We start from the raw sequence: 12716 nt of genomic DNA on the forward strand, positions 1-12716 counted from the left end.
AAAAATGGCAGTACCAAAGCGAAGAGTGAGTCATTCTCGTGCAGCAAAACGCAGAACACATTATAAAGTTACACTTCCAGTACCTGTAAAAGACAAAGATGGTTCTTGGAAAATGCCTCACCGCATAAACAAAACTACAGGTGAATATTAAAATATGATTCGCATTGCTATCGATGCTATGGGTGGTGATTTTGGTGCAGATCCTATAATATCTGGTGTTATTGATGCACTAAAAGAGACAAAATTTAAAGCTGTATTAGTTGGCGATAGCAATGTCATCAAACCACTCATTCCACAGTCTTATTTAAAAAATATCGAATTTTTAGAAGCTAGCGAAGTTATCTCAATGGCAGATGGCGCAACTGATGCGCTTAAAAGAAAAGATAGTACGATCTACAAAGCAATTGAGCTCTTAAAAAATAAGGAAGTTGATGCTGTAGTTTCTGCTGGTCATAGTGGTGCAACTATGAGCTTAGCTACTCTAAGAATTGGTAGACTAAAAAATATTTCTCGTCCAGCAATTGCAACACTTATGCCAAATTCAAAAGAATCTGCGACTTTGGTTTTAGATGTTGGTGCAAATGTTGATTGCAGAAGCGAGCATTTGTTTCAATTTGCCATAATGGGTGAAGCCTATGCAAAAGAAATTTTAGGTAGAAAAGAACCAAAAGTTGGTCTTTTATCAAATGGTGAAGAAGAAAGCAAAGGTAATGAAGTTAGCAAAGAAGCATTTAAATTAGTTTCTAGACTTGATAGCTTTGTTGGCAATGCAGAAGGTAATCAAATTTTTGATGGCAGTATAGACGTAATGGTTTGTGATGGTTTTATGGGAAATATTCTTTTAAAAACTAGCGAAGGCGTTGCAGATGCTATAGGTAAAATTATCAAAAAACAAATTAAAAAATCACCTCTTGCTATAGCTGGCTCTGTACTCATGAGAAAAGTTTTTAAGACACTTAAAAAGCAGGTTAGCTATGACGAATATGGCGGCGCACCGCTTCTTGGCGTAAATGGTTGCGTTATCATAAGTCATGGTAAAAGTAATTCAAAAGCTATAAAAAATGCAATTTTTCAAGCAATAAAATTTGCTAATTCAAATATAAATAAAGTTATCGAAGAAGAACTTTCGCACTTTGCAAGGTAAAATATGCCAAAAGCTTCACTGATTTCTATCGCTTCTTACATTCCAGAAAAAATTTTAACAAATTTTGACTTTGAGAAAATGGTTGAAACAAGTGATGAATGGATAGTAAAGCGAACAGGTATCGAGCAAAGGCATATTGCAACTAACGAAACAACAAGTGACCTTGGTACAAAAGCTGGTGAATTAGCCATAAAACGCTCAGGACTTGACAAATCTCAAATAGATGCAATCATCTGTGCTACAATATCTCCAGATCATCTTTGTATGCCTTCTACTGCTTGCAAAATAGCTGCAAATTTGGGTTTAAACTATGGAGTTACAGCATTTGATATAAGTGCGGCTTGTACAGGTTTTATTTATCTTTTAGAGCTTGCAAATTCTCTCATTGTTAGCGGTGCCAAAAAAAATGTATTAATTATCGGAGCCGAAAAATTAAGCTCTATTGTTGACTATACAGATAGAAGCACTTGTATACTATTTGGTGATGGAGCAGGTGCAGCTGTAATTAGTAGTGGCAATGAAAATGAGATCATCGATATCCATACAGCAAGTGACGGTAAGCAAGCTGAACTTTTAATAACTCCAGGATGCGGGAGTGTATTTCCAGCCAGCGAGGAAACACTAAAAAATAGACTAAATTTCATCCATATGAGTGGAAATGAAGTTTTTAAAATAGCAGTTCAAACACTTAGCAAAAGCGTAATAGAAATTCTGCATGCAAATAAAATGCAAAGCGAAGATATCGATTTTTTTATACCTCATCAAGCAAATATAAGAATAATAGATGCAGTAAAAAATAGATTAAATTTTAAGGATGAGCAGTGTGTCTTAACTGTTGCTAAATATGGCAATACAAGCTCTGCTTCAATTCCGATGGCTATGAATGATGCCTATGAAGACGGCCGCATCAAAAATGGTTCAGTTTTACTTCTTGATGCATTTGGTGGCGGTTTTACATGGGGATCAGCGATTCTAAAATTTGGTGGAAAAAATTTTAGCGACTTACAATAATTACAGCAAGTAATCTTCTAAATTTTTAGCAACGCTTTTACTAATTTCTTTCAAGTATTCTCATCAATAATTTTTTAAAAATTCAAATTTTTACAACTTTTAACAAAATCCATTTTCTGCTTTTACCAATAACAATAAATTTACTACACAAAAATTTCTAAAATATATTTAAACTAAATTTAATTTTGAATAGATATAATTTCGCAATCAATAAAATTTATTATTAAGGAGAACAAATGTTAGTAACAAAAAAAGCACCTGATTTTACAGCTGCAGCAGTTTTAGGAAATAATCAAATTGTAAATGATTTTAATCTTTATAAAAATATTGGCGAGAAAGGCGCGGTTGTATTTTTCTATCCAATGGACTTTACTTTTGTTTGCCCAAGCGAAATTATCGCATTTGACAAAAGATATGACGAGTTCAAGTCACGTGGTATCGAAGTTATCGCGGTTTCATGCGACAACCAATTCTCACATTTTGCATGGAAAGAGACTCCAGTAAACAAAGGCGGTATTGGCAAAGTTCGCTTCCCTATCGTAGCTGATATGACAAAATCAATCGCTCGCGGATTTGACGTACTTCTAGAAGATGCTGGTGTAGCACTTCGTGGCTCATTCTTACTAGATAAAGATGGCACTGTTCGCCATGCAGTTATCAACGATCTTCCACTTGGCAGAAACATCGATGAGATGATAAGAATGGTTGATACTATGCTATTTACAAATGAGCACGGCGAAGTTTGCCCAGCTGGCTGGAATAAAGGTGATGCTGGCATGAAACCAAGCACTGAAGGTGTTGCCGACTACCTTTCACACAACGAAAGCAAACTATAATCAATAGAAATTTCTAGGTATCTTTACCTAGAAATTTCTCCTCCAAATAAATTTAAATACTTTTTTAATATAACTTTTTATATCATAGCCTTGGCTTTAATCAACAACATTCCGGAGACTACATGGATTTTAAAGGCAGGCAAGAGCTTGTAATAAATTGCGAAGATAGCATACTTAAATTAAGAGATAAATTTATCGACGATGGTATCAAATTTTGTAGACAGCTAACATTTATCGTACCGCACGATCAGGTAAAAATTTGTCTTGAAAACATCTTTGATACACTGCTTATTCAAAAGCCAAATGCTACGCAGCTACAAGATGATTTAAATATTCTAATACCAAAATCAAACGCAAGAGACGAATTAATAAATTTCCTACTTTTAAATTTGACTTTAAATTTTAGTCACTCTTGCGACAATAGCACCTTCGTAGGTTATTTCGTAAATGCCGTTTCAAGAATCAAAGAAATTTTATGTGGTGCCAAAGACCAGCAAGAAACAAATGTAAAAGACATGATTGAAACCGGAACATTTTTTTATGAAGATCCGATCAATACATTCACTCGCATGAAAAAAGCCAAGGTAAGGCCAGAGCTTTTAAATTTATATGATGGACTAAATATAAAATATGAGGCTGAAATTTTAGAAGTTAAAGAAGATAGTGTCGTTTTTCGCGTGGATATGATGCAAATTTTAGCTATGAAGCAAGACGGCAAAGGTTTTATTTTGCCAAATAGCTTTTTCTCAAAGCCTTTGTGTGCAGATATCATAAATTATAATATAACAGATAAAAGTGTTACTTTTTCAAATTTCTCGCTAAATACAACAATGTATGCGTACAAAAGAAAATTCCAACGTATTTTACCAAATCGTTTTACTAAAACTATTATCAAAGGCAAACAAGACAAGATCGAAGGTAGCCTTTATGATGTTTCCGAAGGCGGCATAAGTGTATTAAGTTCACAATCTGCAAATTTTAAAGATAACGAAGAATTAGAAGTCAATTTTGATCTCTTGATGTCTGAAAAAATAGTAAAAAGAGTTTCTTTAAGGCTAAAATTAGTTACTGAAATAACCTATAAAGGTTACATTAGATACTGTATGAAACTCATTGATGATGATGAAACGATAAAAGATTTTACGCAAAAGCGCATAAAAGAGACGCTTGACGAGCTTCGCTCACGTATAAATTTATACGAATAAGGCAATTAGTGAAAACCATACAAGAAAATTTAAAACTTTTTTACATCGGACTAAAAGATAAAGAGCCATTTTTTTATAAAAACAAGGACTTAACCACTCACGCAGCCATTATCGGTATGACTGGTAGCGGCAAAACAGGCCTTGGCATCACGCTTTTAGAAGAGGCCTGCATAGACAATATCCCTTCCATTATCATCGATCCAAAGGGCGATATCACAAATTTGGCCCTCACCTTTCCGCAGATGAGGCCGGAGGATTTTTTACCATACATAGATGAAGCAGAAGTAGCTAATAAAGGTCAAAGTGTAGAGGAATTTGCCGCTGCTCAAGCCGAGCTTTGGAAAAACGGCATAGAGTCGAGTTTTCAAGATCTTGAGCGAGTAAAAATTTTAAAAGAGAGCGCTAGCTTTAACATCTACACCCCAAAAAGCTCAGCTGGTATAGGCGTGGCGCTACTTAGCGACTTTGCCTGCCCAAATATCAATGACGAAGAAATTTTTAGCAACTATATAAATTCGCTCGCGGCCTCGGTATTATCTCTTGTAGGTATAAATTCCGAGGACATGAATTCAAAAGAACAGCTTCTCATCTCAACCATATTTGATACTAAATTTAAAGAGCAAAAAGATGTCAGCATCGAAGAGCTCATAAATTTCATCGCAAATCCGCCTTTTAAAAAGATAGGCGTTTTTGACGTCGATACATTCTATCCAAGCAGTGAGCGCCTAAAGCTTGCCATGAAAATAAACGCTCTCATCGCAAGCCCAAGTTTTAAAGGTTGGACTCAAGGCATTAGACTAGAAATTTCAAAGATGCTCTTTGACGAAAACGGCAAAGCAAAGTGCAATATCTTTACGATCTCACACCTAAATGACGCTGAGAGGATGTTTTTTGTCACCCTTTTACTAAACGAGATCATCGCGTGGATGCGCGGCACCGAGGGCACAAGCTCACTTAGAGCGATCCTTTATATGGATGAAATTTTTGGCTTTTTTCCGCCAAACGCAAATCCGCCATCAAAAATGCCTATGCTCACACTTTTAAAGCAAGCTCGTGCATTTGGTCTTGGCTGCGTATTAAGCACGCAAAACCCAGTAGATCTTGACTACAAAGGCCTTAGCAACATCGGCACTTGGTTCATCGGCCGCCTCCAAACAGCCCAGGACAAAGCACGCGTTATAGGTGGACTAAGTGGTATCTCTGGCTCAAACCTAGATAAAGCCTCGCTTGAAAATCTCATATCAAATTTGGCAAAGAGAAATTTTTTAGTTAAAAATATAAACGAAGACGGACTAAGTGTCATCTCCACGCGCTGGGCACTTAGCTATCTAAAAGGCCCGCTAAGCCGTGAGCAAATTTCAAATTTGATGAAAGAGCAAAAAGAAAATTTATCTGATACAAGGATCGATAAAAGTGAGATGAAATTTAGTATAAAGCCCATAATCTCAAATGAAATAACGCAACTTTATGCTAACTCAAAAAGCCTCACGCCAAATTTATTTGCAAGTGCGAAGGTAAGAATTTATGACGCCAAAAAGGGCATCGATAGCGTTTATGAAATAAGCTACCTTTACGAGCTTAGCGAAAATGACAAAGAGCCAAACTGGAGCGAGGCTAGCGAAGGCATGCACGTTGATGCAAGCGAAAATGAGCCAAGTGACGCAAGCTTTGCAGCTGTGCCAAATTTCATCTTAAAAGCTAAAAATTTTGACAATATCCAAAAAGATTTTAAAGAATATCTGTATAGAAATTTCAAATTTAACACCTTTGAAGCATTGGGAATTTATTCAAAAAAAAATGAAACAAAGGAGCAGTTTTATATCAGGCTTCAAGATAAGTGCAATGAAATTTTAGAAGAACAAACTGCAAAACTCACAGCAAAATTTGAAAAAGAACGAAAAAGCTTACAAGATAAGCTAAACAAGGCTCTAACAAAGCTTGATAAAGAGCAAAAAGAGATGACCACAAGTGGGCTTGATGCTGCCATAAATATAGGCGCTAGCATACTTGGAGCGATATTTGGCAACAAGCTTTTATCTCGTCAAAATGCGGGTAAAATCGCATCGAGTGCAAGAAGCGCAAATAGAGTCTTAAAAGAAAGAAGTGATGTAAAACTTAGCGAGCAAAGCGTAAATGATATAAATTTAGCTATAAGCGAACTTGAAGAGAAATTTGCACAAGAGTGCGATGCGTTAAAAGAAGCAAACGATATAAAAAATATCAACATAAATGAAATACAAATTTCACCAAAGAAAAGCGATATCTATGACGAAAAGGTCGTACTTTTGTGGAGATGATTTATAAAACAATTAGTATTTTTTTACTATCATTTCTCTTTAAATTTAAAAGGTAAAATATGCAAAATTTAATACTTTATGCCATTAGTTATTTACTTGGAAGCATTCCGTCTGGTCTTATTCTTGCAAAAATTTTTGGGCATGTTGATATAAAAAACGAAGGTAGCAAGAGCATCGGTGCAACAAATGTTTTAAGAGTTTTAAAACAAAAAGATCCAAAATTAGCCAAAAAACTAGCCATTTTAACGATAGTCTGTGATGTTTTAAAAGGTGTTTTGCCACTTATTGTCGCTTCATATTTAGGAGCTAGTCAAAGTGTGCTTTGGACTATGGCGGTTTTAAGCGTGGCTGGACATTGTTTTTCTATATTTTTGGGCTTTCAAGGCGGCAAAGGCGTGGCAACTGGAGCTGGAGTGATCGCATTTTTCTTACCAGTTGAGATCATTATCGCTCTAGCTGTTTGGTTTGTGGTCGGAAAATTTTTAAAAATTAGCTCTCTTGCTTCGCTTTGCGCGTTGATAGCTCTCATAGCATCAAGCTTTATAATCCACCCAGAGTTAGATGAAATTTACACACACGCTCCAATACTAATCATCGCATTTTTGGTGGTTTATAAACACATACCAAATATCATTCGTTTAATATCCGGTAAGGAGAAAAAAGTCGTATGAAAAGCGAGATGACGACGATCATTAAAGATTATAAATTTGAAACGATCATCGGAATGCTTGATTTTGAGCGAGTCGCTAAGCAAGAGGTGCAAATGAATCTAGAAATTTGCTCAACTGGTTTTATTGATTATGTTTTAATTATTGACTTTGTTAAAAATTTTTATAATGAAAGACAGTTTCAAAGCGTTGAAGAGTCGCTTGAAGAAACTAGCAAAGCGTTAAAAGAGAAATTTGGCTCACTAACTAGCCTTAAAATGGAAATTTTAAAAACTGAAATTTTACCAAACGCAGTTGTTGGAGCAAAAATAAACACTATTTTTTAAAAATTTATTAAACTATCTTGAAATATTGCTTAATTTATGATACAATCGCCCATAAATTTTAGTTTAAGGAAGCAAAATGCGTATTTTAATAGTTGAAGATGAAGTGACGCTAAATAAGACGATTGCTGAGGGCTTGCAGGAGTTTGGCTATCAAACTGATAGCTCTGAAAATTTTAAAGATGCTGAGTACTATATAGGCATTAGAAACTATGATCTGGTTTTGACTGATTGGATGCTCCAAGATGGCGATGGCATAGATCTTATAAACATCATCAAACATAAATCTCCACGCACTTCAGTTGTAGTTCTTTCTGCAAAAGATGACAAAGAAAGCGAAATAAAAGCACTTAGAGCTGGTGCTGATGACTATATCAAAAAACCATTTGATTTTGATATCTTAGTAGCTAGACTTGAAGCAAGACTACGCTTTGGCGGTACAAATATTATAAAAATCGATGAGCTCATCATCAACCCAGATGAGGAAAAAATCACATATTTGGGTCGTGATATTGAGCTTAAGGGCAAACCTTTTGAAGTCTTAACTCACCTTGCAAGACACTCAGATCAGATCGTATCTAAAGAGCAACTGCTTGATGCCATCTGGGAAGAGCCAGAGCTTGTAACTCCAAACGTCATTGAAGTCGCTATCAACCAAATCCGCCAAAAAATGGACAAACCGCTAAATATTTCAACAATTGAAACTGTTAGAAGACGCGGATATAGATTTTGTTTTCCAAAAAAAGCCTAAGGAATAGATTTATACTACAATTAGCATCTGGTGCTATGATGCTAATTGTAGTTATTTCGGTAATGCTTTATCACTATATAAGGGTTACCGTTTTTCAAAATGTAGTTAATGAGCTAAACTATCAAGCCGAAGCTTATAAAAAAAATCCTCAGAATTTCAATCCTTTAAATTCAAAAACATTTACGATAGAAAATCCAAATAAAACTCTAGCAACGATAAAAACAGACGAGCCACAAGATAAAGAAACATATATCGTAACACAAAAATCAAAGGATCAAAGTAAAACTATTTTAATAACAAAACTTGATGAAAGCAGTTATTTAAGCCTAGAAAAAGATACTACACTTCAAGCTCATATAGTAGAAGAAATTTTTATAGATATTATAATCGTAAATGTATCAGCGATACTTTTGGTGCTTTTTTATGCACTATTTTTATCAAGAATGCTTTTAATACCTATAAAAATTTTGAGTCACAAACTTACAAATTTAGACGAAAAATTTCTTCATGAGATCGATATAAAAAGTCTACCAGATGAGTTTTTACCACTTGGACAGAGCATAAATAGGCTAATCTCTCGCATCCAAACATTTGTCTTATACCAAAAAGAACTTTTTGTAGGTGTGGCACATGAGCTAAAAACACCGCTGGCTGTAATGAAAACAAAAAATGAAGTTACACTTTTAAAGCCACGCGAGAGCGAAAAATATATCGAGGCTCTAAAATCAAATAATGAAGCTATAAACGGCATGAACGCGATGATAAGTTCTGTGCTTGAGATCGGCCGCCAAGAGGGAGCTCAGTTTGAAGAGCCAGTAAATACCGATGTCATAGGATTTTTAAAAAAACTTGCAAAAAACTATGAGATACTTGCAAAAAATGATGAAAAAAATATAAAACTAGACCTAAAACCAGAAATTTTAAATCTAAAAATACAAACTAGCTTACTAACACACATTGTGCAAAATTTTGTTCAAAATGCCATTAAATTTTCACCAAAGAATAGCACCATTACGATTAGCTCTAAGCTTATAAAAAATAAATTTATCGTCGAAGTAATAGATGAAGGAATAGGCATAGATGAGAGCAAAGATTTATTTGCCCCATTTAAAAGATATGGCGACAAAGGTGGTGCTGGACTTGGGTTGTTTCTAGCTAAAGGTGCAGCACAGGCTCTTGGTGGCGAAGTAGACATTAAAAATAGAAACGATAGAAGCGGTGCAGTCGCAAGCCTAGTTTTAAATATAAAAGGATAAAAATGGCAAAGAGAACCGCAGTAATCGACCTTGGCTCAAATTCTATGCGAATGGCGATATTTGAGAGAACGTCACGCTTAGCGTTTTTTATACTAGCTGAATATAAAACAAAAGTGCGTCTAGGCGAAGGTGGATATGGCTCAAACAATGAAATATCCGAAAGCTCAATGGAAAAAGCGCTAAAAGCCTTTAGCGAATTTTCAAATATCATAAAAAGCTACAAATGCAATAAAGTCTTATGTGTTGGTACTTCAGCGCTTAGGGACGCTCCAAACGCAAATGTTTTGATCTCTCTTTTAAGAAAAAAACTTGGCATAAATTTAAAAGTCATAGACGGCAAAGAAGAGGCTACTTTTGGTGCGATCGCAGCCAAAAATTTACTCCATAATATCGATGAATGCGTCACTATCGATATCGGTGGCGGATCAACTGAACTTGCTAGAATAAGCAAAGGCAAAATAATAGATACGCTCTCGCTTGACATTGGCACAGTTAGATTAAAAGAGCTTTTTTTTGATAAAAAAAACTTAAATAAATTGCCAAAATTTCTAGAACAAGTTGCAAAACAGATAGACGAGCGATTTAAATGCCAAAATATAATCGCTATTGGTGGCTCTCTTAGAGCGATATCATCTGCTATAATGAGCAAAAATTCATACCCTCTTTCTTCGCTTCATGGCTTTTGCTATAAGCTTAGCGACGAGCAAGCCTACATCGAGAGCATTGCAAATGTTAGCGTGCTTGAGCTAAATAAATTTCCTATAAAAAAAGATAGATACGACACCATTAGAGAGGGTGCACATATCTTTTTGGCCCTCGCCAAAGCTCTAAATGCCAAAAATATTATAACAAGTGGGGTTGGCGTAAGAGAGGGAGTGTTCTTAAAAGATTTTTTACGCCCTAGCCTTAAATTTCCGCAAAATTTTAATCCAAGTATCAAAAGTTTGCAAGATCGTTTTATATTATCATGCAATAAATCGGTCACAAAGTATGCAAAAGATATATTTATGGTATTAAAAAAGCTTCACGGTCTAAGCGATAACTATCTTGAAGTGCTTTTAGTTGCTGCAAAACTTCACAATGTCGGTCAAGAGATTGGCTTTTATGGCGATCATAAAAACTCAGCCTATATAGTCTTAAATGCCTTAAATTATGGCTTTTCGCATGAGCAAAAAGCATTGATTGCAGTAGTAATTGGCACAAACGGAAAGAAAAATATCTATGAATTTGAACGGTATAAAAATTTACTTCCAAAAGCCGAGTGTATAAGATGGCTGAGTTTTATACTCTCACTAGCAAAGGCACTTGATCTAACCTGTGAAAGGCTAAATTTAAACTTCGAATTTAGTGGGCACACGTTAAAAATAGAAGGTGCAAAAGAATTTGCTATGGCAAAAGAAGAGATAAAAAAAATCACAAAACCTGAAATTTTTGCTATTTCGTTTGTATAAATTTTGAAACTAGCTTTAACGCATAAAAATTTTAAGCAAGTAAGGTTAAAAATTTACTCAGAATAAGACCTAATTATTGGATGAGAATTTTAGCTAAAACTACTAAAATTCTCCGCTCATTTTATCTTTATAGTTACTTAAACTATTTTTTCGCTCTTCTAAAAATGAGCTTAGCTTTTTCTTGTTCTCTTCGAAAAACATAGCAAAATCCTGCTCATTTTGTATCTTGTCTTCACCAAAGCTATCAAGCATTACATTTGAGCTACCAACTATCACTAAATAACGCCTATTTTCATAGCTTAATAGCATTAGTTTATTAGTGCGATCAAGATATTTTTCATAGATGATATTTACGCCACTATTTTGATTTTTAAGTAGCCAGTTCATTGATTTTGTATCATTTTGAGACTGATTTCTAGGTGTTTTAAATCCACCAAAATCACTACTCTTTGAAGTAATATATCTTTTAAATACATATAAAAATATAAGAAGCGCAATAAGCACACTTAAAACTATAAAATACCTTGAGTCTATATTAAGCATAGGCTCTTCATCCATCTTTGGAGTGCTAGGGGTTTCTATTTTTGCACTAGCTTGAGGCATATTTTGTATTTGAGGTTTTGCATTTTTTAGAGTTACACGAATGCGGAGCCCAAAACTATCAGTCGTCTTTGAAGCATTTACGATAATAGCATCATTTGAGCGCAGATTTAAGACAAGTGAGTTTTGCTTTGGCTCTATCTCAAGCTCTTGAATAATCTTTGAATTTATGTCTTTGCTAGTACTTTGATCGTAATTTAGCGAATTTAATATCAAAGACGTTGTGTCTTTTTCGCGCTTTTGAAAGATATTTCCTTCATAAGGTGCATCAAAGCTAAGCATAATATCGACTCTATCAGCACGTTCATAGATATTGTAAGTTAATAGGTTTGAAGCTAAAATTTGAGTTGCAAAAAGTAAGAAAAATAGTATAAATTTCATAAAAGTTCTTTTTTGAAGTACTGAATAACTGACTTTGAATCCAAAATTTCATTTATCCTGATGGCTAAATTTTTCTCATAAACCATTACTTCGCCTTTTCCAAAAATTCTATTATTTATATATAACTCCACACTCTCACCAGCTGGCTTTTCAAGGTCTATGACCGAACCAGCTTCAAATTTCAAAAGCTCATTTATACTAACCGTGGTAGTTCCTAGTTCAGCTATAAAGTCAACACTGATATCCAAAAGCTCGTCATAGCTCTTAAAAAGCCCTAACTGCTCTAGTGTCTCTATCGCACTTTCTTCGCTCATTGTATGTCATAGCCTATTTGAAATGTTCTATTTTTTATTTTATATACAAATTTATCTTTTAGTTTGATGCCAAAATTTTCAACTTCGCCTAAAAATTCAGGCGTTCCAAGTTTATAAGCATTTGGCTCTTTTTCATTTAGTAAATTTTTAGCTTTGCCAATGATCTGATTTGCTATCTCTTTACAAAGATCGTCTAGATCACCACCATCAACATCTTCGTGACCAAAAAAGGCATTCATGAAAATTTTCAAAGTATCTTTTTTAAAAAATAGGTAAAAATGATACTCGCTCTTGCCCTTATAGACTGGTATGCTAGCTCCGTAAAATCCTTTACCTAGACTCTTGCCAAACTCTAAATCTAGCCCTAAAGTATCCTTGCAAAGATAGCTTGTAGCTTCATCTATAACTTTTCTCATATCTCTTCCTTAAGACTTGAAATGCATTTTCAATTATACTTTGGCTTTACTAAATTAGCTATA

Annotated in this window: 14 protein-coding genes; 11 read left to right on the top strand and 3 right to left on the bottom strand. The window is 34.7% G+C overall.

The annotated features are described in order from the left end of the window. The first annotated feature begins 4 nt into the window (after positions 1–4). The 11 genes from rpmF (at position 5) to G6W45_RS06660 (ending at position 10942) form a co-directional block, all read left to right on the top strand. Positions 5–151, top strand: coding sequence for a 50S ribosomal protein L32 (gene rpmF / locus G6W45_RS06610; protein WP_002942540.1), 147 nt, complete (start codon positions 5–7; stop codon positions 149–151). Between the two features lie 3 nt (positions 152–154). Further along, complete coding sequence (gene plsX / locus G6W45_RS06615) at positions 155–1144, top strand: phosphate acyltransferase PlsX (RefSeq protein ID WP_194167950.1); 990 nt, start codon at positions 155–157, stop codon at positions 1142–1144. A gap of 3 nt (positions 1145–1147) precedes the next feature. After that, complete coding sequence (locus G6W45_RS06620; protein WP_194167951.1) at positions 1148–2155, top strand: beta-ketoacyl-ACP synthase III; 1008 nt, start codon at positions 1148–1150, stop codon at positions 2153–2155. Between the two features lie 236 nt (positions 2156–2391). Next, the gene (locus tag G6W45_RS06625) at positions 2392–2991 is read left to right on the top strand and encodes a peroxiredoxin (RefSeq protein ID WP_103570590.1); all 600 of its coding nucleotides are present in this window, start codon (positions 2392–2394) and stop codon (positions 2989–2991) included. Between the two features lie 122 nt (positions 2992–3113). Further along, on the top strand, positions 3114–4196 hold the full coding sequence (locus G6W45_RS06630) for a PilZ domain-containing protein (RefSeq protein WP_194167952.1): 1083 nt from the start codon (positions 3114–3116) through the stop codon (positions 4194–4196). Between the two features lie 8 nt (positions 4197–4204). Then, a complete protein-coding gene (locus tag G6W45_RS06635; protein WP_194167953.1) occupies positions 4205–6493 on the top strand; it encodes a helicase HerA domain-containing protein in 2289 nt (762 codons plus the stop codon). Between the two features lie 59 nt (positions 6494–6552). Next, positions 6553–7164 (top strand): glycerol-3-phosphate 1-O-acyltransferase PlsY, encoded by a 612-nt coding sequence (gene plsY, locus G6W45_RS06640; protein ID WP_194167954.1) that lies wholly within the window; start codon positions 6553–6555, stop codon positions 7162–7164. Then, positions 7161–7487 carry a dihydroneopterin aldolase gene (locus G6W45_RS06645; RefSeq protein WP_084109539.1) on the top strand — a complete coding sequence of 109 codons (327 nt, stop codon included), beginning with the start codon at positions 7161–7163 and terminating at the stop codon, positions 7485–7487. The genes plsY and G6W45_RS06645 overlap by 4 nt, the downstream gene beginning before the upstream one ends. 76 nt (positions 7488–7563) lie before the next feature. Next, entirely contained in the window at positions 7564–8235 is a 672-nt protein-coding gene (gene hsrA, locus G6W45_RS06650) for a homeostatic response regulator transcription factor HsrA (RefSeq protein ID WP_021091657.1), read from the top strand. A gap of 38 nt (positions 8236–8273) precedes the next feature. Then, positions 8274–9491, top strand: coding sequence for a sensor histidine kinase (locus tag G6W45_RS06655; RefSeq protein ID WP_194167955.1), 1218 nt, complete (start codon positions 8274–8276; stop codon positions 9489–9491). Between the two features lie 2 nt (positions 9492–9493). Continuing rightward, positions 9494–10942 (top strand): Ppx/GppA phosphatase family protein, encoded by a 1449-nt coding sequence (locus tag G6W45_RS06660; protein WP_194167956.1) that lies wholly within the window; start codon positions 9494–9496, stop codon positions 10940–10942. A 102-nt stretch (positions 10943–11044) separates the two neighbouring features. On the opposite strand, the gene G6W45_RS06665 is transcribed toward G6W45_RS06660, so the two are convergent. Genes G6W45_RS06665 through G6W45_RS06675 form a run of 3 tightly spaced genes read right to left on the bottom strand, consistent with a single transcriptional unit; the run spans position 11045 to position 12653 of the window. Continuing rightward, positions 11045–11923 carry an excinuclease ABC subunit A gene (locus G6W45_RS06665; RefSeq protein WP_194167957.1) on the bottom strand — a complete coding sequence of 293 codons (879 nt, stop codon included), beginning with the start codon at positions 11921–11923 and terminating at the stop codon, positions 11045–11047. Next, positions 11920–12237, bottom strand: a complete 318-nt coding sequence (gene fliN / locus G6W45_RS06670) for a flagellar motor switch protein FliN (protein ID WP_087586144.1) — start codon at positions 12235–12237, stop codon at positions 11920–11922. Before fliN ends, G6W45_RS06665 begins: the two co-directional genes overlap by 4 nt. Next, entirely contained in the window at positions 12234–12653 is a 420-nt protein-coding gene (locus G6W45_RS06675) for a chemotaxis protein CheX (protein ID WP_194167958.1), read from the bottom strand. Before G6W45_RS06675 ends, fliN begins: the two co-directional genes overlap by 4 nt. Positions 12654–12716: the final 63 nt, after the last annotated feature.

The sequence above is a fragment of the Campylobacter concisus genome (genome assembly GCF_015229955.1).
Classification (GTDB): Bacteria; Campylobacterota; Campylobacteria; order Campylobacterales; family Campylobacteraceae; genus Campylobacter_A; species Campylobacter_A concisus_AT.

Excerpts from the sequence above, each read along its gene's own strand:
- G6W45_RS06675 (WP_194167958.1), bottom strand. The coding sequence starts at position 12,653 with ATGAGAAAAGTTATAGATGAAGCTACAAGCTATCTTTGCAAGGATACT.
- G6W45_RS06655 (WP_194167955.1), top strand. The coding sequence starts at position 8,274 with ATGCTAATTGTAGTTATTTCGGTAATGCTTTATCACTATATAAGGGTT.
- hsrA (WP_021091657.1), top strand. The coding sequence starts at position 7,564 with ATGCGTATTTTAATAGTTGAAGATGAAGTGACGCTAAATAAGACGATT.
- G6W45_RS06620 (WP_194167951.1), top strand. The coding sequence starts at position 1,148 with ATGCCAAAAGCTTCACTGATTTCTATCGCTTCTTACATTCCAGAAAAA.
- G6W45_RS06665 (WP_194167957.1), bottom strand. The coding sequence starts at position 11,923 with ATGAAATTTATACTATTTTTCTTACTTTTTGCAACTCAAATTTTAGCT.
- G6W45_RS06625 (WP_103570590.1), top strand. The coding sequence starts at position 2,392 with ATGTTAGTAACAAAAAAAGCACCTGATTTTACAGCTGCAGCAGTTTTA.
- plsX (WP_194167950.1), top strand. The coding sequence starts at position 155 with ATGATTCGCATTGCTATCGATGCTATGGGTGGTGATTTTGGTGCAGAT.
- G6W45_RS06645 (WP_084109539.1), top strand. The coding sequence starts at position 7,161 with ATGAAAAGCGAGATGACGACGATCATTAAAGATTATAAATTTGAAACG.
- G6W45_RS06660 (WP_194167956.1), top strand. The coding sequence starts at position 9,494 with ATGGCAAAGAGAACCGCAGTAATCGACCTTGGCTCAAATTCTATGCGA.
- fliN (WP_087586144.1), bottom strand. The coding sequence starts at position 12,237 with ATGAGCGAAGAAAGTGCGATAGAGACACTAGAGCAGTTAGGGCTTTTT.
- rpmF (WP_002942540.1), top strand. The coding sequence starts at position 5 with ATGGCAGTACCAAAGCGAAGAGTGAGTCATTCTCGTGCAGCAAAACGC.
- G6W45_RS06630 (WP_194167952.1), top strand. The coding sequence starts at position 3,114 with ATGGATTTTAAAGGCAGGCAAGAGCTTGTAATAAATTGCGAAGATAGC.
- plsY (WP_194167954.1), top strand. The coding sequence starts at position 6,553 with ATGCAAAATTTAATACTTTATGCCATTAGTTATTTACTTGGAAGCATT.